General features: G+C 43.7%; 28 protein-coding genes and 1 other annotated feature. Of the genes, 9 read left to right on the top strand and 19 right to left on the bottom strand.

Annotated elements, in window-relative coordinates:
- Positions 1-28 precede the first annotated feature (28 nt).
- The 9 genes from A5878_RS05875 to A5878_RS05835 form a co-directional block, all read right to left on the bottom strand.
- Positions 29-1,456: a 6-phospho-beta-glucosidase gene (locus tag A5878_RS05875; protein WP_086294910.1), complete on the bottom strand. Its 1,428-nt coding sequence runs from the start codon at positions 1,454-1,456 to the stop codon at positions 29-31.
- A 16-nt stretch (positions 1,457-1,472) separates the two neighbouring features.
- The gene (locus tag A5878_RS05870) at positions 1,473-3,344 is read right to left on the bottom strand and encodes a beta-glucoside-specific PTS transporter subunit IIABC (RefSeq protein ID WP_086294909.1); all 1,872 of its coding nucleotides are present in this window, start codon (positions 3,342-3,344) and stop codon (positions 1,473-1,475) included.
- A gap of 116 nt (positions 3,345-3,460) precedes the next feature.
- Positions 3,461-4,297, bottom strand: a complete 837-nt coding sequence (gene licT, locus A5878_RS05865; RefSeq protein ID WP_074535051.1) for a BglG family transcription antiterminator LicT — start codon at positions 4,295-4,297, stop codon at positions 3,461-3,463.
- Positions 4,298-4,524: 227 nt separating this feature from the next.
- A complete protein-coding gene (locus tag A5878_RS05860; protein WP_179190655.1) occupies positions 4,525-5,571 on the bottom strand; it encodes a hypothetical protein in 1,047 nt (348 codons plus the stop codon).
- 241 nt (positions 5,572-5,812) lie between these two features.
- Positions 5,813-6,628: a carbohydrate ABC transporter permease gene (locus tag A5878_RS05855; protein ID WP_015509354.1), complete on the bottom strand. Its 816-nt coding sequence runs from the start codon at positions 6,626-6,628 to the stop codon at positions 5,813-5,815.
- 21 nt (positions 6,629-6,649) lie between these two features.
- Positions 6,650-7,534 carry a carbohydrate ABC transporter permease gene (locus A5878_RS05850; RefSeq protein ID WP_074535050.1) on the bottom strand — a complete coding sequence of 295 codons (885 nt, stop codon included), beginning with the start codon at positions 7,532-7,534 and terminating at the stop codon, positions 6,650-6,652.
- A 30-nt stretch (positions 7,535-7,564) separates the two neighbouring features.
- Positions 7,565-8,875, bottom strand: coding sequence for an ABC transporter substrate-binding protein (locus A5878_RS05845; protein WP_086294907.1), 1,311 nt, complete (start codon positions 8,873-8,875; stop codon positions 7,565-7,567).
- Positions 8,876-9,045: 170 nt separating this feature from the next.
- A complete protein-coding gene (locus A5878_RS05840) occupies positions 9,046-10,158 on the bottom strand; it encodes an NADH-dependent flavin oxidoreductase (protein WP_086294906.1) in 1,113 nt (370 codons plus the stop codon).
- 172 nt (positions 10,159-10,330) lie between these two features.
- Complete coding sequence (locus tag A5878_RS05835; RefSeq protein WP_010747832.1) at positions 10,331-10,702, bottom strand: MarR family winged helix-turn-helix transcriptional regulator; 372 nt, start codon at positions 10,700-10,702, stop codon at positions 10,331-10,333.
- Between the two features lie 308 nt (positions 10,703-11,010).
- Between A5878_RS05835 and A5878_RS05830 the strand changes: the two genes are divergently transcribed.
- Positions 11,011-11,667, top strand: coding sequence for a hypothetical protein (locus A5878_RS05830; protein WP_034868420.1), 657 nt, complete (start codon positions 11,011-11,013; stop codon positions 11,665-11,667).
- Positions 11,668-11,710: 43 nt separating this feature from the next.
- Here A5878_RS05830 and A5878_RS05825 read toward each other — a convergent pair whose 3' ends face one another.
- The 10 genes from A5878_RS05825 to A5878_RS05780 all read right to left on the bottom strand — a co-directional run bounded on the left by A5878_RS05825 (position 11,711) and on the right by A5878_RS05780 (position 21,584).
- A complete protein-coding gene (locus A5878_RS05825; protein WP_034869953.1) occupies positions 11,711-13,087 on the bottom strand; it encodes a TrkH family potassium uptake protein in 1,377 nt (458 codons plus the stop codon).
- Between the two features lie 78 nt (positions 13,088-13,165).
- Positions 13,166-13,795, bottom strand: a complete 630-nt coding sequence (locus A5878_RS05820) for a V-type ATP synthase subunit D (protein WP_086294905.1) — start codon at positions 13,793-13,795, stop codon at positions 13,166-13,168.
- On the bottom strand, positions 13,776-15,173 hold the full coding sequence (locus A5878_RS05815; RefSeq protein WP_010747828.1) for a V-type ATP synthase subunit B: 1,398 nt from the start codon (positions 15,171-15,173) through the stop codon (positions 13,776-13,778). Before A5878_RS05815 ends, A5878_RS05820 begins: the two co-directional genes overlap by 20 nt.
- Entirely contained in the window at positions 15,157-16,944 is a 1,788-nt protein-coding gene (locus A5878_RS05810; RefSeq protein ID WP_016608179.1) for a V-type ATP synthase subunit A, read from the bottom strand. The genes A5878_RS05815 and A5878_RS05810 overlap by 17 nt, the downstream gene beginning before the upstream one ends.
- A 15-nt stretch (positions 16,945-16,959) precedes the next feature.
- Complete coding sequence (locus A5878_RS05805) at positions 16,960-17,268, bottom strand: V-type ATP synthase subunit F (protein ID WP_005234891.1); 309 nt, start codon at positions 17,266-17,268, stop codon at positions 16,960-16,962.
- On the bottom strand, positions 17,258-18,244 hold the full coding sequence (locus tag A5878_RS05800) for a V-type ATPase subunit (protein WP_086294904.1): 987 nt from the start codon (positions 18,242-18,244) through the stop codon (positions 17,258-17,260). Before A5878_RS05800 ends, A5878_RS05805 begins: the two co-directional genes overlap by 11 nt.
- 3 nt (positions 18,245-18,247) lie before the next feature.
- Positions 18,248-18,832: a hypothetical protein gene (locus A5878_RS05795; protein ID WP_005225568.1), complete on the bottom strand. Its 585-nt coding sequence runs from the start codon at positions 18,830-18,832 to the stop codon at positions 18,248-18,250.
- Positions 18,833-18,845: 13 nt separating this feature from the next.
- Complete coding sequence (locus A5878_RS05790) at positions 18,846-19,316, bottom strand: V-type ATP synthase subunit K (protein WP_005225567.1); 471 nt, start codon at positions 19,314-19,316, stop codon at positions 18,846-18,848.
- Positions 19,313-21,274 carry a V-type ATP synthase subunit I gene (locus tag A5878_RS05785; RefSeq protein WP_086294903.1) on the bottom strand — a complete coding sequence of 654 codons (1,962 nt, stop codon included), beginning with the start codon at positions 21,272-21,274 and terminating at the stop codon, positions 19,313-19,315. The genes A5878_RS05790 and A5878_RS05785 overlap by 4 nt, the downstream gene beginning before the upstream one ends.
- Positions 21,252-21,584 (bottom strand): hypothetical protein, encoded by a 333-nt coding sequence (locus tag A5878_RS05780; protein WP_015509344.1) that lies wholly within the window; start codon positions 21,582-21,584, stop codon positions 21,252-21,254. The genes A5878_RS05785 and A5878_RS05780 overlap by 23 nt, the downstream gene beginning before the upstream one ends.
- Positions 21,585-21,694: 110 nt before the next feature.
- Positions 21,695-21,748, bottom strand: a sequence feature (sodium ion sensor (DUF1646 type); this cis-regulatory element may regulate processes involved in with the transportation of sodium ions).
- A gap of 722 nt (positions 21,749-22,470) precedes the next feature.
- On the opposite strand from A5878_RS05780, the gene A5878_RS05775 reads away from it, so the two are divergent.
- The 8 genes from A5878_RS05775 to A5878_RS05735 all read left to right on the top strand — a co-directional run bounded on the left by A5878_RS05775 (position 22,471) and on the right by A5878_RS05735 (position 26,437).
- Positions 22,471-22,683, top strand: coding sequence for a hypothetical protein (locus A5878_RS05775; RefSeq protein ID WP_086294902.1), 213 nt, complete (start codon positions 22,471-22,473; stop codon positions 22,681-22,683).
- 24 nt (positions 22,684-22,707) lie between these two features.
- Complete coding sequence (locus tag A5878_RS05770; protein WP_086294901.1) at positions 22,708-23,235, top strand: GNAT family N-acetyltransferase; 528 nt, start codon at positions 22,708-22,710, stop codon at positions 23,233-23,235.
- 57 nt (positions 23,236-23,292) lie between these two features.
- Positions 23,293-23,778, top strand: a complete 486-nt coding sequence (locus A5878_RS05765; protein ID WP_086294900.1) for a tetratricopeptide repeat protein — start codon at positions 23,293-23,295, stop codon at positions 23,776-23,778.
- A gap of 228 nt (positions 23,779-24,006) precedes the next feature.
- On the top strand, positions 24,007-24,378 hold the full coding sequence (locus tag A5878_RS05755; RefSeq protein WP_086294898.1) for a hypothetical protein: 372 nt from the start codon (positions 24,007-24,009) through the stop codon (positions 24,376-24,378).
- 35 nt (positions 24,379-24,413) lie between these two features.
- Complete coding sequence (locus A5878_RS05750; RefSeq protein ID WP_086294897.1) at positions 24,414-24,830, top strand: nuclear transport factor 2 family protein; 417 nt, start codon at positions 24,414-24,416, stop codon at positions 24,828-24,830.
- An 84-nt stretch (positions 24,831-24,914) separates the two neighbouring features.
- Positions 24,915-25,499 carry an AAA family ATPase gene (locus tag A5878_RS05745; RefSeq protein WP_060793076.1) on the top strand — a complete coding sequence of 195 codons (585 nt, stop codon included), beginning with the start codon at positions 24,915-24,917 and terminating at the stop codon, positions 25,497-25,499.
- Positions 25,500-25,602: 103 nt separating this feature from the next.
- Positions 25,603-26,025: a glyoxalase gene (locus A5878_RS05740; protein WP_086294896.1), complete on the top strand. Its 423-nt coding sequence runs from the start codon at positions 25,603-25,605 to the stop codon at positions 26,023-26,025.
- A gap of 223 nt (positions 26,026-26,248) precedes the next feature.
- On the top strand, positions 26,249-26,437 hold the full coding sequence (locus A5878_RS05735) for a hypothetical protein (RefSeq protein WP_005225554.1): 189 nt from the start codon (positions 26,249-26,251) through the stop codon (positions 26,435-26,437).
- The last annotated feature ends 32 nt before the right edge of the window (positions 26,438-26,469 follow it).

The raw sequence follows: 26,469 nt of genomic DNA, 5'->3' as shown, positions 1-26,469 counted from the left end.
CCTTAAAAATAATCGTTGGTTAACTGGCTTAAGCCAAATCTTCCCCATTTGAGGCAATCACTTTTTTGTACCAATAAAAGGATTGCTTTTTGCTGCGGGCTAATGTGCCATTGCCTTCATTGTCGCGATCGACATAGATATAGCCATAGCGTTTCTTCATTTCTCCGGTTCCTGCAGAAACCAAATCGATACAGCCCCATGAAGTATAGCCCAACAGTTCAACACCGTCTTGGTCAATGGCTTCTTTCATCGCAGCGATATGCGCACGTAAATAGTCGATGCGATACACATCATTGATTTTTCGATCTTCGTTTGGTGTATCCACCGCTCCTAGACCATTTTCGACGATGAAAAGCGGTTTTTGGTAACGATCATAAAGATCATTCATCGTGATCCGCAAACCAAGCGGATCAATCTGCCAGCCCCATTCCGACGCTTCTAAATACGGGTTTTTAATGGTCGGGAACAAGTTGCCTTCCGTTTTTTCAACACCGGAATCTTCTGAAGCAGCGACCCGAGAGGCATAGTAAGAAAAGGAAATAAAATCGACGGTATGGGCTTTTAATAAAGCCGTATCTTCGGCGGTTTGCTCCAAAGTGATTCCTTTTTCCGCTAGCATCTTCAAACCATAATTTGGATATTCTCCTCGCGATTGCACATCGATAAAGAAATAGTTGCCGCGATCGCTTTTTTTGCTTTCCCAGACATCTTTCGGATTGCAGCTGTAAGGATAATAACTAGCCGCTGCCAGCATACAGCCTACTTTGTTTTCTGGATCGATCTCGTGGGCGATTTTTGTTGCCAACGCACTAGCGACTAACTCATGATGAGCAGCTTGGTATTTGATTTGTTCTTCATTTTCGCCCTCAGCAAAGGTCAGCCCTGCACCGAGAAACGGGGCATGCAAGATCATATTGATTTCGTTAAAGGTCAGCCAGTACTTCACCAATCCTTTGTAGCGAGTGAAGATCGCCCGACAAAGGTTTTCGTAAAAGGCAATCATCTTACGGTTGCGCCAACCGCCATATTCTTTGATCAGATGGATCGGACAGTCAAAATGCGTGATCGTCACCAAAGGTTCGATTTGGTATTTTCGACATTCTAAAAACAGTTCTTCATAAAAGCGCAAGCCTTCTTCATTAGGGGTTTCTTCGTCGCCCTTCGGAAAAATTCTTGACCAAGCAATCGATAAACGATAGGTTTTAAAGCCCATCTCCGCAAATAAGGCGATATCTTCTTTGAAATGATGGTACATATCAATCGCTTCTTTTGCTGGATAGAAATACCCTTCTTCAAAGGCAAGCATCTCACGCTTGCCGGTAATGACTGCTCGTCGGTCCTTGCCAGTCGGAATCACATCGACATTGGCAAGTCCACGCCCCCCTTGATCAAAACCGCCTTCACATTGATTGGCGGCTGTAGCGCCGCCCCATAAAAAGTTTTCTGGAAATCCCATGTCTTATTCTCCTTTTTTAGCCGATCACTTTGATGATTTGATCGCCAAACGTAATCGGACCACTGTTTGCCGTCAAAATGTCGCCAACTTCTGCACTGTTGGTGATAACGATCGGCGTGATCACTGGATAACCTTTTTCTTTGATAAACTCGATATCAAACGTAATCAAAGGATCGCCAACTGTCACTTTTTGTCCTTTTTCTACTTGATAGGCATAGCCTTCGCCATTCAATTGCACTGTATCGATCCCCACGTGAATCAGCAGCTCAATGCCTTCCTCACTGGTCAATCCAATGGCATGTTTGGAATCAAAGACTGCTGTGACAGTCCCGTTGACTGGTGCTAGCACTTCTCCAACGGTTGGCTCGATCGCTACCCCTTGTCCAAGAATTTCTTCTGAAAACATGCCGTCATTGACTGCTTGCAGGCTTTTTAGTTCCCCTTTTAAAGGTGCTTTGATCTCCGCGCCGCTGATTTGATGGGTTGGTTCTTGCTCTTTGTCTGCTGGTGTTGCTTCAGGTGCTTCTTCTGTAACAGGGTCTTTGTATAAGAATAATGTCGCAATAAATGTGACCACGATACTGATTGCCGCACCAATGCAGGCATTGGTCAAATGACGTAAGGTGTCATCGCCGATATAGCTTGGCAAAGTCAATAGGCCCGGTGAACCGCCTGAGAAATTGCGGACACGCATGATTCCCATAAACAGACCCCCAAATCCGCCACCGATCATTGCTGCATACAAAGGTGTTTTAAACCGTAAGTTGACCCCATACAACGCTGGTTCAGTGATGCCGAATAGACCTGTCAGACCTGCAGAAAATGCCAATTGTTTGATCGTAGAATCTTTTGATTTGAAACCAACGCCGATAGCTGCAGCTCCCTGACTGACGTTTGAAGCCAGCATGCCAGGATAGATCACTGTATCATAACCTGTGGTCATTCGGTTGTTGATACCGATAGGAACCAATCCATAGTGGGTACCCGTTGCCACGAACAATGGGGTGAAGGCACCGATCAATAACGGAACGATCCATGGGCTGACCGTTTCTAAGGCTTGGATCCCTGCGGAAATCGCTTCACTGATCATATAGCCTAGAGGACCTAAAGCAACTAATGCTACCGTCCCTACGACGAAGATCGTCAGCAACGGTTTGCTAAAGAATTTGATTGCTTTTGGTGAGACCTTATCAGCAATCGGTTCAACGTAAGACATGAACCAGACACTTAAGATGATGGGGATCACCGATGATGAATAGGTCACTGGTGAAATCGGCAAACCGAACAAATGGATGCCGCCACCTGACTCATTGACTGCTGTCACCATACCGATGAAGTTGGGATGCAGTAAAATTCCACCCACCATCATCGCCAGATACATGTTGGCTTTGAACTTTTGCGCAGAAGAAGCAGCCAGTAGAATCGGTAAGAAGTAGAACGCAGCATCTGCCATAAAGTTTAGGATTTGGTAACTTTGACTTTCTGCCGTCAAGACATTGAAGACCACCAACAACGAAAGGACCGCTTTTAACATCCCAGCTGCCGTGATGGCTGGCAAGATCGGGGTGAAGATCCCAGTGATCGTATCGATAATTTTCGCTACACGTCCCCGATCGTCTTCTTCTGTTTCTTGATCACTAGTCAAATTGGTTTGGGCAGTGATTTCGTTGTAGACATTGCCAACATCACTGCCGATGATCACTTGGTACTGTCCGCCCTTGTTGACCACACCCATGATGCCTGGTGTGTGTTTTAAAGTGCTTTCTTGTGGTTTGCTGTCATCTTTCAAGTTGAAGCGCAAGCGGGTCGCACAATGGGTCAAGCTTTGGATATTTTCTTCCCCACCAACATTGGTGATGATCGTTTTTGCTAACTCTTTGTAATTCATGTCGTTCCTCCTATTTTGGTCCTTCGTTTGCTTTTCGTGTGTCAAAACATAAAAAAATACCTAAACGAACCCCTTGGGAGTTCATTTAGGTATAGCCTGCCAATCCAGTAACAATCCTAAGCACTTGTTATTCGTTTGATGTGTATAGTTAAATAGATCAATTCGTCTTCTTCTAACGGTCTACCGAATTCTTTGTTGATGTAGTCGCTGATTTTCAGCGCACACGCATATTCCTTCATATAGCGGTCTTTCAACATAAAAATAAAACTGCCGGTTCCTGCATCATCGAGCTTTGTTCCGCTGAATAAGCGCTGGACAAAAAATTTCAAATGGGTCACAAAGCGTTCGTAGTTCAATGAATACTCATCAAGCTCCATTGAAAAATGATATTTAACGATGTTTAGGATATGCTGAATGATCTTCGCCATTTCCGATACTTGACTGACCTGCGCCATATCCAACTCCGCATTGACGATGTGCAATGCTATGAAGCCGGCTTCATCTTCTGGCAGCTCGATCGCCAAGCGATTTTTGATGATCGATAACGCTTCTTTGCCAATGAGGTATTCATGGTTATAAAACCGCTTGATTTCCCATAGCAAGGCATTTTTGATTTCCATGCCATTTTGATAGCGCTCGATAGCATAATTGATATGATCGGTCAGCGTCAGAAATAATTTTTCGCTCAATTTTTTCCCAAGGGAAACTTTTGCAAAACTGATGATCTCATTCGCTACTTGAATATGTTCGATAGGGATAGAAGAAAGTAATTGGGTTAGTTTTGTGACATTCCACTCTTGTGTACTGAGATAGACTTTTTCAATCTTGGTATCGTCGATCACATCGCCTGGCTTTTTCTTAAAGCCTAAGCCTTTGCCCATGACGACCAATTCTTGTTTTTCCTCATTCTCAGAAATCACAATGTTGTTATTGATCACTTTTGTTACGTTCATTTTAACGACCCTATTCTTCTTTAGATTTCTTCACACAAACAAATAGGTATAGCCCGCCTAAAGCGGTAACAATCCTCAGAGCCAGTGTAGCATGAGAAAAATCACTCGTCAATGGGGATTTTTAACCGCTTGTTTAAAAGCAGAAAACAGCGCTGCTGCCATTTGAGTCTTTGGCAGAACGCTGTTCACTGGTTTATGGCTCACTAACTCTCTTTGTGAGAGATGAATTAGATACGATTTTCGTGGTCAGCAGTTTTGACTAAGTTTGCACCCACCATACCACCGATTGACGTAAGAACGAGTCCTAAGACCATTGCCACAAAGCCCCAAATGGATGCTTTGGCTGTTGCATCACTTGCTTCTTCCGCTTTTTGACGAGCGTCTTCCACTGCTTGGTCAATGTCTTGTTTGGCTTGTTCAAGATTTTGTTGCGCATTTTCGATTTGTTTTTGCGCTTCATCAGAAGCATCTTGTAAGCCGTTCACGATATTGTTCGTTGCTTCTTCTGCTTCTTGTTGGCTTAGATCTGTGTTTTGAGCCACTGCATTTGAGATTGCTTCTTTATCGACTGAATCACCGATCGTTGTAGCACGATCTTGTAATTTGCTTGCTAAATCATCAATGATTTTATCAGCATCATTTGGATTCGTTGCAATGTCTTTGCCGGCATCTTTGATGTCGTTCGTCGCATCAGACAATTGATTTTGCAAGTAGTCTGGTTGTAATTCAGGAACATCGGTATCTTGTAAAACATCATTGACATTCGCTTGTAATTCATCTGTATTGACGTCTTCCATGTTTCCTGTTATTTCATCGAAGGCTTTTGAAGCGACATCGCCAGCACCTGAGGCAACTGTTTCAACGCCACTGCCAACAGCAGAAGCAACGTTCCCTAAAAGTGAACCGACTACAGAAAATGCACCGATCGTTAAGTAAGAGAGCATAACCATCATCACGATCATACTAGTTGCCCATGTTAAGAAACCATGAACCAATCCAACACGTCGAGCCGCCACACCTGAAACAAAACCAGCACCGAATAATGCCAAGACAAAGGTAATGACTGTCCAAATCAATAATCCTGTCCCAACACCATCTAATGGATTATTTGATGTTGGTTCCACCAAACCAAAACCGATTGCTGAGCCGATCATTGACAGTGTCATGAACAATGCGATAAATGTTACGACCCCTGCAAAGATAGACCCCCAAGACAAATTGTAGCCTGCCTCCCGCTCATCTGAACCTAAATAATTTCTGAATCCTCTTTTCATCATTACATCCCCTTTTTGTTTTTTTAACCTGTATTCAGTCTAACAACTGATTGTTTTTTTATCAATCAACTCGACTTGCGCTATCTTTTTGTAAGAAAAATGAATGAATCTGAATTGTTTGACTATTTATTAAAATAATGCCTCTCAAGGCAATTGTTTTTTATCTGAGGAAAGCTATTTCACCCCCTGCGTCAAGCCTTCCCCAACCTTATGGAAAAGTAGCCAAGCTGGTTATTGCTACTTATAGTTTCAAAGAACCGGTCATGCCTTTCACAAAGCCTTTTTGCATAAACAAAAACAATACCAACGTTGGGATCGTTGCAATCACGATCGCCAGCATTTGAACGCCATAATTTGGTACGTAACTGGCTGACGATAAATTGGAAATCAGCAATGTCATGGTTTGACGACTTTCCGTTTGCAAAAAGACCAGTGGTAGCAAATAGCTGTTCCATGCGTTCATAAAGGCATAGATGGCAGCGGCAGCATAGGTCGAGCGCATCATAGGGAAAACGATCCGGAAAAATATCGTGTACTCTGTTGCCCCCTCGATGCGACTCGCATCTAAAATACCGTCAGGAAAAGACTTGAAGTTCTGGCGAAAAAAGAAAATCAGAAACAGGTTATTGACCAATGGCAAAATGACCGCCACGTGCTGATTGACTAGCTGCATTCCTGCCATCATTTTAAACAACGGGATCACCAAAGTTGCCAGTGGCACCATCATACATAGCAGAAAAACCGCATAAATCCCTTCACTCGCCCGCGTTCGAAACTTCTCAAATCCAAAGGCAGCCAAAGAAGTGACCAGTAGACTGACAAGGACGGTGATCAATGAAATCTTGATGGAATTCCACATGATCAATGGGATGTCGTAATTGCTGAACAGCACCTGAAAATTGCTTGCTAGCTGATTCCCAAAAGTCAGCTTCCCTTCGGCAACTTGATTGGCGGTATTGGTAGAGCCCACCATCATCCAGTAAAACGGAAAAATCGAAAAAAACGAGACGATCAGTAAAAAACCATATTTTATGCATCCACTTAAAGTAACTTTCATAGCTGCTCCTTTCTATCGCTTTTATTGATTCGTTTTCGAGAGTTTCAACTGGATCACAGATAAAAGAGCGATGATGATCACTAAGACCCACGACAGCGTAGCCGAATACCCAAAATTTGACGTATAGACAAAGGAGTGATTATAGATCAGTTGGGCGACAGTCAACGTCTCATTGGATGGGCCACCACCTGTTAGATTCACCACTTCATCAAAGAGCTGGATCGTCCCAATGGTGGAGGTGATGGTTGTAAAAACGATCACCGGCTTCAGCTGCGGGATCACTACGAAAAAGAACTTTTGAAACCCATTCGCCCCATCGATCGCAGCAGCTTCTAAAGTGTCATCCGAGATATTTTGCAATCCTGCCAAATAAAAAATCATGTTATAGCCTGTCCAACGCCAGCACAGGGCAATAATAACGGTCAGTTTTGCTAAAAACGGATTATTTAGCCAATCTAGCGGTTGCGTGATCAAGCCAATGTTCAGCAGCCCTTGATTAACGATCCCGCCAATTTGAAACATCATTTTAAATAAAACTGCATAGGAAACCAGCGAGGTGACACAGGGTAGAAACAACGCCAATTTAAAGAAGGAGCGTCCTACAAGCTTCGGCGTGTTCAAAACAAACGCTAGCAGAAGACCCAATAACACCATGATTGGTACTTGAAAGATCAGAAAGATAAAATTATTAAGTAAAGCTTTTTGAAAAATCGTATCCTGCAGCATGCGCAGGTAATTGCCGAAACCGACAAAAACCGATTGCAGTCCCTGCATCCGATGCAGGGAAAGGTATAAGGAATAAACGATGGGATACAGCAAAAAGACACTACTGAATACTAAAGAAAGGCCAATAAATCCCCAGACTTGTTGGTTTTTGGGGCGCTTTTTTCTGATCGTATTTTGCATATTCATCACTCCTTAAGCAACACAAGTCGGCTATTCGCCGACTTGCATCTTGTAGGTGTTTTCTGCTTCCGTCAACATATCATCTAAGGACATGGCACCATCAAAATAGCTTTGCATTCCCCCACGCAAGGCATCCACTGCCGCTTGGGTATTTACCCCGTAATCAACGGCGGGGATGTCCGCCATCCAACTGGAAAAATCTTTATAGATCGGGGCGTCATTAAAGAAAGGATCTTCATATTGATAAGCTTCTCCTTCTTGTGAGGGTAGGTAAGTCCCCACTGCCCCATTTTCTACTAAAATCTCTTGATAGAATTCATCATTCCCAGCAAATTCTTGTTTGAGAAAATCAATGGCCAACGCTTTATTTGGTGAGTCATTAAGCACCAACCAGCTAGAGCCACCCAAGTTCGAGTAAGGTGTCGCTCCAGACACTGTCTCTAATTGGGGAAGATTCGTATAGCCCCATTTTCCTTTTTGATCTTCTGCGGATCGGATCGTCGCTGAAAACCAGATGGCTGAATTGACTGCCGCCACTTCTCCACTCGTCACTGCACCGATCCCTTCTGGCGCAAAATAATCTACTGGTTTTGCCAACTCTTTTTCTTCGATCTTCTTCAGGATTGGCAGCATTTCACGAATAGCAGGATTGTCTTTCAAGAATATGTTTCCGTCTTCATCAAAATACCATAATCCGGCTGACTGCATTGCCATCTGGATATAATGAGTGCCGCGATTTGGAATAAACGCGACGAACCATTTCCCCGTTTTTTCTTTGACTGTCTCACCAATCTCCACAAATTTAGACCAGGTTAGATTGGTGAGTTCCCTTTCATCAATCCCCGCTTCACTTAAATAATCTTTGCGGTAGTAGAGTCCAGCAGAACCTGAATCAAAGGGAACCGCATAAACGCCTTCTTGATAGGTCGCATTCGTTACTTTGTAAGGAGCAAATTGGTCAAAGTCCATGTCTTCCGATAATTCTGCAAATTTTCCTTCGTAGTTTAGCAAATAGTTCTGCACATCATAGTCATCCATCAAAACGATGTCTGGCAAACCTTCGGAGACCCCTGAAGTAAAGGATGAAACCATTTTTTGCTTGGTATCCTCGTTGGACATCTCGACGACATTAAGGTCGATTGCATCATTGTCCGCATTGTAATATTCCCCGGCTTTTTCCATAATTGGAATATTAAAATTTGTGTCCCAAGCCCAAACAGTCAGCGTATTCTCATCTGTACTGGCAAAATCTTGTGAATCTGCTGTTTCTTGATTTCCTCCACAACCAGCAAATAACAACCCTGTGAAAAATACTAGCAAGAACAAGCCACTTTTTTTCATTTTTCTCCCTCCAATATGATTCTCTCCTCATCCCCATCAGCATAAAAATAAAGTAAGCGCTTTCCGTTACACCAATTATAAAGAATGATGGTCATAATTGAAAATAATCGGATCGTTCCTCTCGTTTTACCAAAAAACCACCTTCGCCCAAGGCGAAGGTGGTTGTCTGCTTATTTTTCTTCATTTAGTCGATCTGGCATCATGTTTTCCATAAAACCCCAAACGCCGTTTTGTAATACGAGTTCCTCACGTTCGTAAGTAGAAACCGTGGTGCGGATCAACTCATCTTGACCGTCTAAGACTTTTTGTCCCCAATGAGGATCGATCAACAATGCCCGGCCCACTGCTACAAAGTCTGCATGTTCTAGCAAGCCCGCGGCATCTTTCGATGTTCGGACATCCCCTACACCAATCAAAGGAACCCGCTGAGCGATTTTTTCATAGACATACGCCAACATCGATTTTTCTTGGTACGTTTTTGAAATCGATTTGCGGGTATAATCCGCAAGGGAGATGTGCAGATAGTCTAATCCTTTTTCTGCCAGTTGGTCCACTAAGAACAACGTATCTTCAAAGCGAATCCCTGGTTCTTCGAATTCTTCCGGTGAAAAACGATAACCGACGATAAACTCCTTCACACCTGATTGGTCCACTGTTTCCAATACTTCATCGACGAGCTTCTCAATAAAACGATAACGGTTCTCTAGTGAGCCACCCCATTCATCGGATCGACGATTTGAGTGCGGAGAAAAGAATTGTTGGATCAAATACGTATTGGCTCCGTGGAGTTCTACGCCATCAAACCCCGCCTTGATCGCCCGTTCGGTAGCTTTTTTAAAGTTTTCAATAATCGTTAAAATCTCATCTACTGTGACTTCTCGGGGAACCTGGGCATTTGGTCGTTCGGCAGCAACTGCGCTGGCAGAAATCGGTTGTGTTCCTCGTAGGACCGAGTCATCCGTCATCCGACCGGCATGAAAAATCTGTAAAATAGCTTTGGTCCCATTGGTTTTGATGGTGCTGGCTAATTTACTTAATCCAGGTAAAAAGGCATCGTCGTAAGCGCCTAATTCCCCTTCCCAGCCCTTGCCATCTTCTTGGACATTGGCTGCCGCTGTGATGACTGCTCCGACTTCCCCAGAGCGTAAGCCATAGTAAGCCAACTCATCTTTCGTAATCACCCCATCAAAGAAGGACATCTTGGTCGTCATTGGTGCCATAATGATTCGATTTTTCAACTGCAATCCGCGCTTAAATGTTGCTTTGTCTGTTACATTTCGCATGGGTTTCCCACCTTTTCCATTGGATTCATTTCGCTTTGTAGATCTGACTGGCTTAGTTGCCCAAGGAGATCCTTAAAACAAATCGGTGCATCTTTTTTCTTTTTATCAAAATATACATGCACATGCATCTATATTACAAAAGAATCAAGGAGAAAACAAGTGAAAAACATCATTAGTCCAGCATTTCCTCCAAGACTTTTTCAAAAACGACTTTTGAACGCTGCAGTTTCTTTTCACCTGATTGGGTCAAATCAATATAGATTCCCCGCTTATCATCTTGACAAGAATGCCGTTCGATCACACCGCACAGCTTGTCTTCCATGCGCATGATCATACGTGACATCGCACTTTGACTAAGATCAAAATGGGCGATCAAATCATTGAGGCGCATGCTATGATTGGGGGTCTTTTCTAAGTAATAAAGCACGTAATACTCATTCAAAGACAGATTGCTTTCTGCTTTGAGGGCTTGCTCCAAACGAGCCTCGATCGCTTGATGCTGATTCGTAAAGGCTAACCATTGCCCCATCCGTTCTTTTTCCATCCTCTTCACCACCCATTCTTCTATACCAAGGTATTTTAATCTAGATCCCTGCGTTACGCAAGTGGTCAGAAAAGGCTAACACTTTATTATACAAAATTAGCCAGCTACTGCGGGCGTTCATGAATGTTTTATGATAGAATTGACGAAAAATTCAGCAAAAACTTCCTGTTCTTTCTCAATATTCTATACTACAATAGCTTTAACACCAAAGAATATTTAAGCACTATATCAGCAAAATTGTGCATTCCGACACAATAATTTGCTTGTTTTAGATGTTCTAATATTCTAAGGAAAGGATGAAGCAAACGATGAAAAAAACATTTTCTTTGATTGGGGCACTAACACTCGTCAGTTTGGGGCTTTTGACAGGTTGTAACAACGAAAAAGATACTGCTCAGTCAACCAGCGAGCTAAGCCAGAGTCGTGTGTCTACTGAAAGCAAACAAAGTACGTCGACGCAAACGACTGAAAGCAGCTCCTTAGCGTCAACCTCTACTTCAAAAACTTCGACCACAAGCCAGCAATCGACGGACCACTCTGACACAATGCAAACGACAGCAAGCTCAGCTTCCAACGAGTTTCCATATGCCGTTGATCTTTCCCAATATGGCCCTACACTGACTTTTCACTTCAACGGTTTCAATGTACCAGATACTGTCACGATTCAAAATACGACTCCAATGATCATTTCGATTCCCGACAGAATTAGTTATGAAGCACAAGTCGATACGATCGCGACAAAGGAGATTCGCATCTTTTCAGCAAATGACAATGGGATTCGCACCGTAAAAGTGAATACCCAGTTGACCTTTGCAAAAGAGATCACACCCAATAGCAATCCTGATTTTAACCAAAACCTGTACCTATTTACAAATAAGGAGGGTGGTCTATCTTTGATCACGCCGAACTATGCGGGAAATGTCAGCGATGACCAACGAGATGTGATGTTAGAAGTACTTCAATAAACGAAAAACAGGGAAACGAAGCGTGCTTCGTTTCCCTGTTTCGTTACCCGATCATCACGGTTTCATCAGGATATTTGTAGCCAGCTTCTTGTTTGTTGGCTTTTTTCATCAATGAAAAAGCAACGGTCATGATGCCGACTCGACCAATGAACATCAAAAAAATGATCAAAAGTTTGCCAAAAACCGACAAGTAAGGCGTCAACCCCATGGTCAACCCCACCGTTCCAAAAGCGGAAAAAACTTCAAAGGCAATGGTTGGCAACCCAAAGTTTGGGGTTTGCGGCATACTCTCAGTGATCGACAACAAGAAAATCGCTACGAAGCATAACGTCAAGGTAAGGAAGAACAACGTAAAGGCACGCGATACAGCAGATTCTTTGATCGTGCGACCAAAAACTTCCGCTCGACTGCGCCCTTTCAATAAGCTGCGGATCTTGATGATCAAGACCGCAAATGTCGTTGTCTTCAATCCCCCAGCAGTTGATCCAGAGGTCCCGCCGATATACATTAAAATCATCGTTAGCATCAAGCCTGCTTGACTCATTTGTCCGTAATCAATACTGAAAAATCCAGCGGTTCTTGGGGTGACCGCTAAGAAGAGGTATTGGAAAAAACGTTCGATGACCGAATCACCCGTGATCAACTGTGAATTGGCTTCGGTCAAAAAGAACCCTGCCGTTCCAAAAACCACCAAAACGATCATAGCGATCCATGCCAAGCGGCTATGCAGGGACCTTTTTTTGGACGCCGTATGCAGGAGATCGAACCAAACGAGAAACCCCAGACCACCGGCGATGATCAAGAAACTGATGACCCCCAGCACAAATGGGTCGTTTTGAAACCCTACCATGCTGTTGCCGAACAAATCAAACCCAGCATTACAAAAGGCCGAGATCGCATGAAAAACACTGTACCAAAGGCCTTGCTCCCAACCAAAACGGGGCACGAATGCAAAAGCCAGCAAGATGATCCCACTGACTTGGATCAAAAAGGCGATCCGAATCAGGTACCATGCCAAATGGATCTCTCCAGACATTCGGTCCAGATTCAATGATTCCCGCAAAATCATCCGAGTACTAAGATGGACTCTTTTTCTCGCCAAGATGTAAAAGAAGACGGGAATCGACATAAAGCCGATCCCACCGATCTCAATCAGCATCAGCAAGATCCCTTGGCCCCACAGGTTGTAATGATCGGCTACGGTCAAGGTCGAAAGACCCGTCACGCAAACAGCCGATGTGGCAGTAAACAGCGCATCTAAAAAGTTGGTGCCTTCACCACTTTGGGTGACAGCCGGCAGCATTAGCAAGCCAGTTCCTGCCAATATCAGCAAAACGAAGACCAGAGTGACGATCTGCGGAATCAAAAAGCGTTGCGATGCCAGCTTTTTTTTCAAACGATTTCTTTTTTTCATTTTCATTTCCTTTGACCTTTTGCAAAAACCAATGTCTTAGTAATCCAAGTTTAATGCATTGGTTTTTTCTCTTATCATACCATTTTATTTTGATTTATTCTTCACTTTGATCATTCTTGTTACGTTTGCTCGTTCATTTTCTTCCAGCCGCATTTTGATTCCATAAATGGCTTCTTCCAGCTCGGGAATCGTCAAATATTCTAGGGCATTGACGCGTCGGCGCGTCCGTTCGATTTCCCCTGCCATCAATTGACAGGTCTTTTCGATTTCCGTTAGCTCCAGCAGCTTTGGCATGACGTCGGTAAAACGGGCGACCGCATTATCTAACGGAACATTGGAATTCAAAAAGCCGTACTCGATCGGCGCTTGCATCACCGTATCGTCATAATCAAAATGCATCACTGGCACTTCCACACTCATGATGTATTTCGTGGATAATTCAAGGGAGACCTCAGTTGCTGGTAAAATAAACATTTCTTCAATGTATTTTTCATTGATCGTAGCATTGGCTAAGCGAAATGCCTTCATGGCACGCTGCAATTGTTCTTCGACTTCTTTACGCAAGCGGTCATTCTTTTTGATCAATTCAATAAATTGACGCATGAGTTCGTCTTGTTTGTCTTTTAATAATTTGTGTCCGCGTTTGGCTGTCGCCAATTGTTTGCTGAGGCGCGACAGCTCCATGCGGGTTGGATTAACGGTTTTTTGCGCCATTGTTCTCCTCTCCCGGTAAGTATTCTGCCAATAAGGCATCGCTGATCCGCTTCAGCTCGACTTTTGGCAGCATCGCCAATAATTCCCAGCCTAATTCCAAGGTTTCGATAATCGAGCGGTTGGTGCGATACCCTTGGTTCAAGTATTCATTTTCGAAGCGTTCCGCAAATTTGGCATAGGTTTTATCTACTTCCGACAATGCCGATTCTCCTAAAACGACCGCCAATTCCTTGGCTTGCTTTCCTTGAGCATACGCAGAAAACAACTGGTTCATCGTTGCGGCATGGTCTTTACGGGTTTTGCCTTCACCGGTCCCTTTATCTTTTAACCGTGACAATGACGGCAAGACATCGATGGGTGGCTGGATGCCGTTTTTATACAAATCACGAGACAAGATGATTTGTCCTTCGGTGATATAGCCGGTCAAATCGGGAATCGGATGGGTTTTGTCATCTTCTGGCATGGTCAAAATCGGCAGCTGGGTCACTGAACCTTTCAAGCCGCGAATCCGTCCCGCACGTTCATATAACGTTGATAGATTGGTATAAAGATACCCAGGATAGCCCCGACGTCCTGGCACTTCACGACGAGCAGAGGAGATCTCCCGCAAAGCTTCACAGTAGTTGGTCATATCCGTCATGATCACCAAGACATGCATGCCCTTTTCGTAAGCCAAGTATTCGGCTGCCGTCAGTGCCATTCGGGGAGTAGCGATCCGCTCGATCGCTGGGTCATTGGCTAGATTCATAAAGACGACAGAATGGTCGATGGCGCCAGTTTGACGAAAATCTTCCATGAAATATTCTGCTTCTTCAAAGGTGATCCCGATGCCAGCAAATACAACAGCGAAATCATCTTCTGAATTCAGCACTTGTGCTTGACGCGCAATTTGCGAAGCCAATTCTTTATGAGGCAGGCCAGAACCAGAAAAAATCGGTAGCTTTTGTCCCCGAACGAGCGTATTCAAGTGGTCGATCGATGAGATCCCCGTTTGAATAAACTCATCAGGATAATCCCGCGCTGCTGGATTGATCACTTCGCCGTTGATGTCCATAAATTTTTCTGGGACGATCTCTACTCCGCCATCTTTGACCCGACCTAAACCGTCAAAGACTCGCCCGATCATTTGCTCGGAAACGCCTAATTCCAAAGGATGTCCTAAGAAACGCACCGCAGATTCCCGCAAATTGATCCCGCCGGTTCCTTCAAAAATTTGGACCAACGCTTTGTCTTCTTGGATCTCCAGTACTTGTCCTTGCCGCGTTTCGCCGTTTTGCATGCGGACTTCGATCAACTCTTCGTATTTGACACCGGAGACGCGATCGACGGCCATCAATGGTCCGACAACTTCTCCAATCGTTTTATATTCCTTGATCATCGGTGCGGTCTCCTTTCTGTAAAATTTCTTTCATCGTTGCTTTGATCTCTTGATGCAAAGCAGGAATTTTTGCTAATTCCGTTTCAGGCAGGTACTTCATACGTGCCACTTTGTCTCGCAATTCTTCGGTTCCTGCATAGATTTCTGAAAGATACGCACCTAGTGTCAACGCATCTTCCGCTTCTTTGTGGAGCAGCAAGATCGTCTCCAGCATTTTGAACTGCTTTTCACGAGAGGTAAACGTATCGACGTCGTCAAAAGCGTTTTGTTGCAAGAAATCTTCTCGCAATGATTTGGTGGTTTCCAGCAATAACTGATCTTTTTCGGACAAAGCGTCGATGCCGACAAGTCGAACGATCTCTGACAACTCAGATTCTTTTTGCAGCATCCGCATGGCTTCTGTTACTTGTTTGGACCAATCCACTTGCATTTGTTGGTCCAAAAAGGCACCCAATTCGTTTTCGTATAAAGAGTAGCTCTTCAACCAATCGATCGATGGAAAATGACGCTTTTGCGCTAAGGTGGCATCTAAGCCCCAAAAGACTTTAACGACCCGCAACGTATTTTGGGTAACTGGTTCTGAAATATCGCCGCCTGATGGTGAAACGGCGCTGATGGCAGTGATACTGCCTTCTTGATCAGAACCTAAGCAAATCGCTTTTCCAGAACGCTCATAATACTCTGCCAAGCGGCTGCCTAAGTAAGCTGGATACCCTTCATCCCCAGGCATTTCTTCCAGACGACCAGACATTTCTCGCAGTGCTTCTGCCCAACGTGAGGTGGAATCCGCCATGATCGCCACTGAATACCCCATGTCTCGGAAGTATTCCGCAATCGTGATCCCAGTATAAATCGACGCTTCCCGAGCGGCTACCGGCATATTGGAGGTGTTAGCGATCAACACGGTTCTCGCCATTAAAGATTCACCACTACGAGGGTCGATCAACTCTGGAAACTCGTTCATTACATCGGTCATTTCATTGCCGCGTTCGCCGCAGCCGACATAGACGACCAGGTCGACATCCGCCCATTTGGCGATTTGGTGCTGAACGACAGTTTTCCCTGCACCAAAAGGTCCTGGAACGGCTGACGCCCCGCCTTTAGCGATTGGAAAGAAGGTGTCGATCACTCGCTGGCCAGTAATCATTGGTTCGACTGGATTCAGTTTTTGCTTTACTGGACGGCTATGACGAACGGGCCATTTTTGCAGCATCGTGAAAGACCGTTCTCCTTTGGGTGTATCTAAAACATAAATCGTTTCATCGATGGTAAATTCCCCCGCATAAACAGCCTTGACTGTTCCTGAAACGCCATGAGGAACCATGATCTTGTGATTGATCAACGGTGTTTCTTGCACGGTGCCGATGACCATCCCGGTACTGACTACTGCGCCGACTTCGACTGTCGGTACAAAGGGCCACTTTTTCTCATGATCCAACGCAGGCAATTGCACCCCACGCGTCAAGAAGTTGCTTTGGGTGACAGACATGAAGGTTTCTAAGGGACGTTGGATGCCATCAAACATTTGTGACATGATCCCAGGCGCCAATTCGACGGATAGCGGTTCACCGGTGGTTTCGACTGGTTCACCAGGTCCGATCCCAGACGTTTCTTCATAGACTTGGATCGAAGCGACGTCGCCGCGCATTTCGATGATCTCACCGACCACGCCTAAATCTCCTACATAACAGATATCTTCTAAACTTGCATGGCCCATATTTTTGGCTAACACCAATGGACCAGATACTTTAATAATTGTTCCTTTTTCCACAACATCGGCTCCTCTCTATAGTATGTTTTGTCCAACTGCTTTTTCGACATTTTCTTGAATCATTCGCTTGCCGATTCCTCGGGAACCATCATAATCAGGAATCAAGATGACTGCAGGTGTCATTTTTTGTTGGACTTTTGCTAATTCATCGGGAATCAGCTCAGCACATTTTTCAGTCAGGTAGATGATCGTACTGTTCTTTATTAATTTTGCCAGCGCCTGCTTCACTTCTTTTTCTTCCGAGGCATAGCAGACCTGAAAGCCAAATAGTTGAAAAGGAATGACGGATTCTTTCTCGCCGATTACGCCGATTTTATGAGTCATAGTGCCGCATCCTTTCTCTGAGTTGTTCTTCCGTAAAGCCACTGCGTTTGCCTACTAGCAAGATACGCAGATTTTGTAGTTCCAAAACCTTAGCATTCAAAAATGCGAGTAAAGGCAATGGTCCTAAAGCATCCGTTTGGGCTTGGCCATAGCTTTCTGTGATCAAATTGTCTTGCAAAAGTGCCAAGCCAGCAAAGTCGATCACCTGTTCATGAATCAAAGGCCGCAACACTTCCTGATAATCACTTTCTAATAAGAAGGCTAAAAAGTCACTATAGGACGCATTCGCAAACGCTAAAAATTCTTCTTTCGGGATACTGCCGACACTCACTAAGACTGCCTCCATAAAACTACGCGATCGTTTTTGAAGTACACAACGAGCGGCAATCGTTAGATTGGTCAGATCGATCATCTTGATGACAGCTTCTTGTAGCTCAGGGATCTTGATTTCATCTGCCAGTCGCCGTTGTTCATGTAAATACCGGCGATCGTAAATGATATCGATGCCTTGCAACACGGCGCCGCCTTCTAAGTACTCCCGCACTTCTTGGATCGTAGTCACGATTTTCTCAGGCAATACCTCTGAGGTTCCCGTTTTGATGGCGGTCCGACACTCATCGATCGTGTAAAAACCATCTTCGATCAGTAGATGATCATAATCTTTTCCAGTGACTGACTCTTTGGTCAAGACTTTTAGATTATGGAAAGTAAAAGGCATCATATACAGTCGGAGGATCTCTTGATCAGGAACCAGCTCGGCCAATTCTTTGATTGTCTTTAACAATTCTTCATCGAGATAGGTTTCGAATCGTTCATGAAAATCTGGCTTTAAATAGCGTTGATAATGGGTCTGCTGCAAGACAGCTTCGACTTCAGCAAACCCTTTTGCCGCAATCATTTGTTCGACTTCTTGCGGCTTTAGCAACGTCATCTCTTTCAGCCGAATGATTGGATTCAATTGATGATAGTTCCTCATGGATCAACCTCCTTGTTGTATGATCTGCAACCACCGTTCTCGGGTTTCTTTCTTGTATTCATCAAGCAGTACCTGATAGGTAAAATTGTATTGAATGCCGTTGTCATCCACCAAAAAGCCTGCTTCTGTCAATGGTGCGCCTGCTTTGATTTGATACGGTAGTTTTGATTGACAAGACGTAAGCCAAGCGGCATCTAGATGGGCTGCTTGCTCAGGACCAGCGTGGAAGGTCACCGTCCCACTGATCGGCAGCTGTTGCAGCACATTTTCAGCAAATGACTGCAGCTCTTCTGGCGTCCAGGCAACCATTTGTTGATACGCTTGCTCAAAAAGTTGTGTCAGGTATTCGTTTTGTTTCACCATTTGCTGCTGCTTAGCGGCACTTGCTTGGCGATTCAGCGCTTGCTGATAATTTTTTTCGGCTTGCTTTTTTGCTTGCTGGGCACGAAGCTGCAAGTCCGACTCTTTTTTCGCCCAGTCACGTGCCATCGTTTCACTGATCCTAGCACGTTCAGCGGCAGCCAAACGTTCCCGTTTTGTCTGCGCTTCTTGGTCTAGTTCAGCAATCATTTTGTCGATTGCATCCATACCTTCGCCCCCTTTAAATCGTTCCTAAAAGTAAGAAAGAAATAACAAAGCCCAAGATGGCATACATCTCAACCATTACTGAGAACATGACCCCTTTAAAGAAATGCTCTGGTTTCTTCGCTAAAATTTGAATCCCAGCTGCAGCGACCTTCCCTTGGGCCATTCCTGAGAATAAGCCAGTAAAGGCAACTGGCAGTGAGGCCATCAAGTACGCCATACCAGTCACTGTCGACATTTCACCACTTAAGCTACCATAGATCATAAACGCAATAACGAATCCGTAAAGTCCTTGCGTTCCGGGAAGCAATTGTAAAATCAAGGCTTGTCCAAACTTCTCCGGCTGATTCGTCGTTAAGGCTGCCGCTGCTTCACCAGTTTGGCCCACCCCTTTGGCTGAACCGATCCCAGAAAAGATCGTAGCGATCCCCATTCCGATAATTGCAAACACCATACCACCATTATTATTAATTAAGTAATCAATCATTTATTGTCTCCTCCATTTTCTTTATCAAAATCAACGTATTTCTCACTTGGCTTAAAGGTTTCAAATTGGCGCCCCCCACCAGTGAAAAATTTTCCGAAAAACTCTACATATTGTAAACGAGCGGCATGCACATACGCACTCAGTAACGATAAAAAGATGTTTAAAGCTTGTAGGACAACCAATAAGAGAATGCCTACAGAAAAACGAGCGGCTGGCGGCAAATAGCCCACCAATAAGTTGAAGGCTGCTGCGATACTCCCACCAGAGATCCCTAATGCCATCAAGCGGCTATAGCTGACAAAGTCGCCGATGTAACTGGTCACACCGTATAAGTCATACAAGCCTAAAAAGAAGCCGCCCACTTTGGTTTTCCCTTTCAGAATCGGTACCACGATGATCAATAAGGCACTAAAGCCTGCTAAAATCAAGCCGACGGTTGTTAGTGCTGGGACATCGATCAAAAGATTGCCTGCGGCTGCCACTAAAAGACCACTCAAAAGTCCTAGCCACGCAAAGCCTTCGTTGACTGCACCTAAAAGATCCTTTTTGCGGATATTTTCTTTGGCTGCTAAATAAAGGCCTGTAAACAGTTGGATCCCACCAAAAATCATGGATAGACCAAAGATCGCCATAAAATCTTCGGAGGGCGATAAAAGTTGGAAGGGCAATGTAGCACCAAAGAAGGAGCCGTAGATTGCGCCCCAAATCATAGTTGGCACAGACAAAATCTGGAACAATTTCAGAAACCGTTTGGTCCCTTTGGGCAAACGCAAGGCGTGTAGCCCAATCGTGGTCGCGACAGCCATTAATGCACCATAACCTAAGTCAGCCACCATCATACCAAAGAAAACATAGTAAAAAGGCGTCATCCATGGGGTTGGATCGATCTCATCGTATTTTGGCAAGCTGTACATTTCCGTCAACATTTCAAAGGGTTGAATAAACGAGGCGTTTTTTAGTTTCGTTGGCACTTGATTGGCAGCGATCTCCTCTGCAGTGGGTTCTTCAAATGAATAGTAAATCTCGTTGGCAAAGGATTCTTGGACCATTTCCGCCACTAACGGCTGATCCTTTTCTTCGATCCAGCCGCGCAAGAGGGCAAAGGTCTGACCAGCTGCTAAGCGCTGTTGCATCATTGCCCGATTCTCACGAGTCAAAAACAGTTCTTCCGCTTGCTGCAGCAGGATCAGCCGTTGTTTGTGCTGACTAATTTCTGTAATCAGTTCTTTGCGCTGCTGCGTCAAGGAAGTCAAGGCTTGTTTCGCATTTTGCAAAACCACTTTTGGTGATTCGGATGTCAGGCCAGTTTCTTTCTTCACCCCATATCGGTGAAACAATTGGAACACTTGCTCTTCGATCGCTGTTAAAAACAGGCAGCTGAAATTGACTTTTTTGGGTTCAGAATAGATCACTTCGATATGAACCTCTTCCAATTGACGCAAGGCTTCAGCTAGATCTTCCCAGCGTGGACCTTCGACACTCCCAGCAAAAAAACTTGTATGTGCAGGCGCTTCGATCTCCAAGGGTACGTCAAGATTTTGCCATTGTGTCGCCCATTCTTCCGACTGCGTCGCTGCTTCGATCGCTTCGATCGTCTCTACCCAGCGCTCCTGCAAATTCTCGACTTCAACCAGCTCCGTTAATGCTGCTGCTTCATCGAAGCTTGTTTCAAAGTCCGACAGCCGCAAGGCATCTCGTTGCCATTCCGTGCCTTTTTTCGCATCACCATTTTGACGAATAAAGCGGATCGCTTCTTGCAGTCGACGAATCATTGGTTGATGAGAAGCACCTTCTGGGGTGGCTCCTGCAAAAAATTCCCGCAGCCAAGTTTCGTTCGCTTCCTGCTCAAATACGTTCTCGATTTCAACAAACTGCATCGTTTGCAGCTTCGTCAATAACCTTTCTTGGTAGTGCTTCGGGGTGATCAACGTTAGTTTATTTAGTTTGGTTACTGCCATAAGTCCCGATCACTCCTTCAACGATCTGTTGAACCGCTTGTTCTTGGAAGCTTTGCATATTTTTTTGGTAACGATCTAACACTTGCTGGTTCTCTTTTGCCAGCTGCTGCTTTTGTGCTGCTAGTGACTGTTGCAACTGCTCTTCGATTGTTGCTTGTTCTTGAGCAAGCGCCTCTTCCAAAGCGGCTGATCGCTCTTGCAATGCTTGTTGCTGCTGCGCTTCTTCCGACTGCAATTCTTTTTTCAAAGCGCGCAATTGCTGTTCATTGGCTTCTTCTGCTTCTCGTAAACGAGTCAAAGCTTCTCTCATCGATTCCCCTCCTATAATGATTTGTATTCTCAACTGAAAAATAAACAAAAAAAGCATACCTCACGAAGAAGTATGCTGATATGAAAAAAGGCCAGCATTCCTCCAAGAATGTTTGCCTCACCCCTTGGCAAACCTGATCCTTGAAGCATAAAAAATGCTCAACCTTTGTCTATTTTATTTTTCAATTCCTGAACTATTATAGCAAAAAACGGCGTTCTATTCAAGTGAAATCATCTTCTGTGAGAAAAAAGCCAGTGTCTACTATTGTATGTTCGCTCGTAATTCCATTGCTATGGGCTGTTCAAATGACCATTACTATTCGTTCAGTCTCTTAGAGATTTTCCACCTAACATTTGCCAGGGATCGGATTGTTCTTACTAAATTGAAATCGGTCAAAATCAATTTAAGACTTAGAATGGTATGAATGAAGAACGTTGAGATTTTTTGAAAATGCTAGACATCATTTGATTGGTACCCAAAAGGAGATAACAGTTCCAACAACCCATTCGATCCCTGACAAATCTTAAGTGAGAAGTTCGCTTATTTCGCTTCTCTTTTTGTCGGTGGCAGCGGTTGGCCCTTTTCTTCACAAATGAAATAACCGCCTCGATAAAGGCATGTGTAAATTTTACCCGGTTCCATTGTTAAAGGAAGCCCATTTTTTAAATACATCGGTTTTCTTTCCATTGTGCTCACCTTGTCTTTCGTGGGAAAATCAGTCAAAATAAAAAACAACAGCTATTTCTAATCTTATCTTCAAGATTACCAAAAAATAAATCAATTTTCTAGTTTTTTAATCAAAATATAGAAACTCTATCGATTATTTTATATAAAGATGGAGATTTAACGAAGTGTGTGTGTAAAGAATGAACAGGAGGAAAAATGGATGTCAGATGAACGTTGGTTTCAAATTAGAAGAAAGCGAAACATCGAATTGGGAATTTGTTTGCTCGTCGTCCTGCCAATGGTCTATGGCTTATGGTTTCAGCTCGCTTTTTTGATCCACTACATGTCGTTTTTGTTTCTGGTGGCTGTCTTCACTGCAATCTACGAAGGAGTTCGTTGGATCTGGGCTATCGTTAGAAAAAAACGATCTTGAAAAAGCTTGGCTCTGCTATAATAAATGAAACGAGCAGAGAGGAGTGCTTTTATGAAACGAATCATTATGGCTTATGACTTACAACATGCCCCCAAAGCTTTACAAGAATCCGCCCTTTCTTTTGAGCCTTTTCTCCCGGAATCTCGAAGCGTTGCAGAACTTTTTTATTCCGCCTATCATGAAACGACGGATGACGAAGGGGAATCGCTTGCTGATTGGCAAAAAGAGCTGAGAGAGACTGCTGACGGAAAATACGGTCCCTTGATTCCAGAGCTTTCTTTTCAGTTACAAAAGGATGATCATCCTATCGGTGCCGTAGTAACCAGCACGTTTCAAGAGCTTCCCCTGCTATTATTTGTCGTTATGGACGCAGCCTTTAAAGGCAAAGGCTTATCCAAGCTGCTGATGAAGGAAGTGATCCAACGAGCAAAAGGCATGGGACTCATTCACCTTTACTTGGTAGTGACGGTTGAAAACCAGCCAGCCTACAAGCTGTATGAAGCATGCGGTTTTTCTTTTGCAGGTGAAAGCTGGGCTGATCTTTCTCCTTAGCTAAGCTTGCAAGTTATCTAAGTCATTTTCTACTATTTGAAAAGGAGCTTCCAACCAATGAATGAACGAGTAGCTGCTGCGATCCAACTGCGGACTGAAAAAAAACTGCAACAATCAAATGAACAATTGATTCAATTAGCTGCCGAAAATCCCCAAGATGCCTTTGTCCACTACCAAACGGCTTGGAGTTATGATATTTTAGGGGAAGAACAACAGGCAATTCCTTATTATGAACAAGCAATCGCGTTAGGTTTATCAGAAAATGACTTGCCAGATGCCTACCTAGGTCTAGGCAGCACCTATCGTGCCCTCGGCAATTATCAAAAAGCCGAAGACGTGTTTTTACAAGCGATGAAGCAGTTTCCAAAAAATCATGCTTTGCAAACCTTCTATGCCATGACACTGTTTAATCTCGCCGAGTATGAGCAAGCCACTAAACGATTATTGACCCTGCTTGCCGAAACCTCTAGCGATCCAGACATCCAGTCTTACCGACAGGCAATTTTGTTTTATGCGGATAAACTCAATGAGACATGGACATAAATATACCCCATGAAGCAGCTCCTCCGCTCCCTTTTCTCGTAAAAGGGAGTCTTTCTTTTTTCATTTTCCCACGATCATCCTTTGCTACCAACGACTGTCCTTTGAACCTTTTCCTCCAAGCAACGCTACCCATCATTATCGAATTTTTCGATAAAAAACCAGTTGACGGCTCTCAATAAATCTGTTAGTTTATCTATGTTTTTTTAATAACAGATCGGAGGAATGACTATGCCCTTTATTGTCTATTTTTTCCTATCCTTATTGATCATTTATATTCCGACACCAACCCTTTTGCTGTTTTTTCAAAAACTCGCCTCGCAGCATGACAATCTGACGGCTTTCAGCAAACTTTTTCTATTATTGATGATCTTTCTGGATTATTACTTAAGCTATTATTGGTTAAAAAACTGCAAAGTCAAAAAAGCGCACTACCTTTATTTAGTCTTTGTCAATGTCTTCGAATGGCTGATCCACTTCTATCTTTATTCACGATTTGAAACGATCAATCTACTAGTCATTTTGTTGTTCCAGACTGTGCTTTTGTGCTGCATGGTTTTCTTCCCTTTGTCGGAGAAGTTCCGACGTTTCTTATTTACATAGTCAGTGAGAAGAAGGGTTCACAGTTTTCGGTTTCCTTGATACACTATCCTTATCTATTTGCGAAAGGAAGTGCGCGTATCCACACACCGGAACAAGCTCTTGAAGGCTATATTCAAGCAACCAATACCCACGATTTTCGTCAAGTTCAGCCATTCCTTGGAAAACAGGCGATCTATTACTTTTCTGATGCAACCTGTCGAACACCTATGGAAATTTGCCAATATTTTGAGAATGCTTGGGACTTAATCAAAGACGAACATTATCATATTTCAGATGTACAATGGCTCCACAAATCTGCTCAATCCGCAGTCTGTCTTTATACGTATCACTATGAAGGTTTTCTGAATGAAGAATTTATTGAAGGCTCGGGTAGAGCCACGAATGTTTTTGAAAAGATCGAAGGAAACTGGGTTTTGGTCCACGAACACTTAAGCTCCTCAGTTACCCCCTAGCCTACGTCATGATTTAAATGATCACAAGAACTGATTTACATTGCAAACCACCTTTGTTACGATTGATAAAAAGGATGTGTTGTGATGTCATTGATCGTCTTGATTGGCGCGCAAGCCGCAGGGAAAATGACTGTGGGCAAAGAACTGGAAAAACGATTGGATGCAAAACTTTTATTCAATCACCAGACCATTGATCTTTTTGCGAACTTTCTTGGCTATAGTCCCGCAGCATTCGCTTTGTCTAATCAAACGCGGATCGAACTCTTCAAAGCCTTTGTTCAAAATGAAGCCAATAATACGACAAAATCAATCATTTTTACGGTCTTGATTGATTTCGATCAAGCGGGAGATTTAGCTTTTTTACAAGAGATCGCCCAACTATTTACCGATGCCCAGCAAAAGGTCTATTTTATCGAATTAGTGGCTGATATTGAGGAACGCTTAAAGCGCAATTGCCATGAGGACCGTTTAGCCGCAAAGCCGTCAAAAAGAGCGCTGGATTTTTCTAGAAACGAGCTTTTGTCTTCGTTTGAAAACTATCGCTTAGAAAGCCTGCCACAGGAATTAACTACCCTTTTCCCAACAATTCCTTCGCTGAAAATCAACAATACCCACTTATCACCTGATGAAGTGAGTCAAACAATTATTGCCCATTTTTCCTTGACTTAAGTGCCAAAGAAACGCCATTCTCAAGCTTTGCTTCAATACGAAAATGTCTATTGACTTTGACGCTGCGTCAAGCGGTATCCTCTAATTAAGAGGAGGTGTCAAAATGAAAGTTTATGTTATGCCAATGTTTTATCAATTGAAGACAAAAGATATTGAACAATCATCAAAATGGTTTGCAGAAATCTTGGGTTTCCAGTCATTGTATCAGTTTCGCAATCAAGAAAATCAAGTGACGATGGACCATCTGCGTCTTGCTGACTACCAAGATTTGATGCTGATTGCCGCAGACTCGTTCACTGTTGGCGATGGGGCAATTTTGAATGTAGCGATAATTGATCTTAGGAATATCGCTCAGAAAATTCCCGAAAAGTGGATCGTGGAACCTTTGATGGAAAAGCCGTGGAATGCCCTTGAAATGACCATCAAAGACCCCAACGGTTATTTGTTTACCCTAACAGAGGCGATAAGAAAAAACGAATCAGACTTTCAAACCTTGATGGACCAAACCAAGGATTACTTACAATAAAAAGGAACCGAGTAAGAAGGGTGGCTTTCTTACTCGGTTCCTTTTTTATAAAACTTGATTCTGGCAACAATGACAAAAACGAACGCTCCCTAAATTTTACTAGGAAGCCTTTTCCCCATCAGATATACCAATATACCTTTTTAGTATATTTTTAAATATTGAAGGTAATTATTAACACACTCAACTCAGAACATGCTACACTATTTAAAAAGGAGGAGTTCCTATGGAAAAGAAATCGCAGCTTCCGTGGTACAAGCGCAAAAAGTTCTACCTTCCAGTTGCCGTCGTCCTCGGCGTGATTGGGGTTCTTCCCAGTCTCGTCTCTCTTTTCGGGGTCTCGATCGATGATGAATTCAATCCTGATTACTATTCTGATCCGAATGAACCAATGTTCAAGAAAAAACAAAACTGACTGTTGGGATGCCGTATGCAGGTTTTTTGACC

Source organism: Enterococcus sp. 3G6_DIV0642 (assembly GCF_002140635.1).
Taxonomy (GTDB): domain Bacteria; phylum Bacillota; class Bacilli; order Lactobacillales; family Enterococcaceae; genus Enterococcus_D; species Enterococcus_D casseliflavus.
The sequence above is the reverse complement of the archived record's forward strand: the minus strand, read 5'-3'. Positions and strand labels throughout refer to the sequence as shown.

Excerpts from the sequence above, each read along its gene's own strand:
- A5878_RS05775 (WP_086294902.1), top strand. The coding sequence starts at position 22,471 with ATGTCAGATGAACGTTGGTTTCAAATTAGAAGAAAGCGAAACATCGAA.
- A5878_RS05805 (WP_005234891.1), bottom strand. The coding sequence starts at position 17,268 with ATGACTCATAAAATCGGCGTAATCGGCGAGAAAGAATCCGTCATTCCT.
- A5878_RS05850 (WP_074535050.1), bottom strand. The coding sequence starts at position 7,534 with ATGCAAAATACGATCAGAAAAAAGCGCCCCAAAAACCAACAAGTCTGG.
- A5878_RS05755 (WP_086294898.1), top strand. The coding sequence starts at position 24,007 with ATGCCCTTTATTGTCTATTTTTTCCTATCCTTATTGATCATTTATATT.
- A5878_RS05820 (WP_086294905.1), bottom strand. The coding sequence starts at position 13,795 with ATGGCGCAAAAAACCGTTAATCCAACCCGCATGGAGCTGTCGCGCCTC.
- A5878_RS05735 (WP_005225554.1), top strand. The coding sequence starts at position 26,249 with ATGGAAAAGAAATCGCAGCTTCCGTGGTACAAGCGCAAAAAGTTCTAC.
- A5878_RS05800 (WP_086294904.1), bottom strand. The coding sequence starts at position 18,244 with ATGAGGAACTATCATCAATTGAATCCAATCATTCGGCTGAAAGAGATG.
- A5878_RS05835 (WP_010747832.1), bottom strand. The coding sequence starts at position 10,702 with ATGGAAAAAGAACGGATGGGGCAATGGTTAGCCTTTACGAATCAGCAT.
- A5878_RS05740 (WP_086294896.1), top strand. The coding sequence starts at position 25,603 with ATGAAAGTTTATGTTATGCCAATGTTTTATCAATTGAAGACAAAAGAT.
- A5878_RS05815 (WP_010747828.1), bottom strand. The coding sequence starts at position 15,173 with ATGATCAAGGAATATAAAACGATTGGAGAAGTTGTCGGACCATTGATG.
- A5878_RS05745 (WP_060793076.1), top strand. The coding sequence starts at position 24,915 with ATGTCATTGATCGTCTTGATTGGCGCGCAAGCCGCAGGGAAAATGACT.
- A5878_RS05870 (WP_086294909.1), bottom strand. The coding sequence starts at position 3,344 with ATGAATTACAAAGAGTTAGCAAAAACGATCATCACCAATGTTGGTGGG.
- A5878_RS05840 (WP_086294906.1), bottom strand. The coding sequence starts at position 10,158 with ATGCGAAATGTAACAGACAAAGCAACATTTAAGCGCGGATTGCAGTTG.
- A5878_RS05795 (WP_005225568.1), bottom strand. The coding sequence starts at position 18,832 with ATGGATGCAATCGACAAAATGATTGCTGAACTAGACCAAGAAGCGCAG.
- A5878_RS05875 (WP_086294910.1), bottom strand. The coding sequence starts at position 1,456 with ATGGGATTTCCAGAAAACTTTTTATGGGGCGGCGCTACAGCCGCCAAT.
- licT (WP_074535051.1), bottom strand. The coding sequence starts at position 4,297 with ATGAACGTAACAAAAGTGATCAATAACAACATTGTGATTTCTGAGAAT.
- A5878_RS05825 (WP_034869953.1), bottom strand. The coding sequence starts at position 13,087 with ATGAAAATGAAAAAAAGAAATCGTTTGAAAAAAAAGCTGGCATCGCAA.
- A5878_RS05770 (WP_086294901.1), top strand. The coding sequence starts at position 22,708 with ATGAAACGAGCAGAGAGGAGTGCTTTTATGAAACGAATCATTATGGCT.
- A5878_RS05845 (WP_086294907.1), bottom strand. The coding sequence starts at position 8,875 with ATGAAAAAAAGTGGCTTGTTCTTGCTAGTATTTTTCACAGGGTTGTTA.
- A5878_RS05765 (WP_086294900.1), top strand. The coding sequence starts at position 23,293 with ATGAATGAACGAGTAGCTGCTGCGATCCAACTGCGGACTGAAAAAAAA.
- A5878_RS05780 (WP_015509344.1), bottom strand. The coding sequence starts at position 21,584 with ATGAGAGAAGCTTTGACTCGTTTACGAGAAGCAGAAGAAGCCAATGAA.
- A5878_RS05785 (WP_086294903.1), bottom strand. The coding sequence starts at position 21,274 with ATGGCAGTAACCAAACTAAATAAACTAACGTTGATCACCCCGAAGCAC.
- A5878_RS05855 (WP_015509354.1), bottom strand. The coding sequence starts at position 6,628 with ATGAAAGTTACTTTAAGTGGATGCATAAAATATGGTTTTTTACTGATC.
- A5878_RS05830 (WP_034868420.1), top strand. The coding sequence starts at position 11,011 with ATGAAAAAAACATTTTCTTTGATTGGGGCACTAACACTCGTCAGTTTG.
- A5878_RS05860 (WP_179190655.1), bottom strand. The coding sequence starts at position 5,571 with ATGAAAAGAGGATTCAGAAATTATTTAGGTTCAGATGAGCGGGAGGCA.
- A5878_RS05790 (WP_005225567.1), bottom strand. The coding sequence starts at position 19,316 with ATGATTGATTACTTAATTAATAATAATGGTGGTATGGTGTTTGCAATT.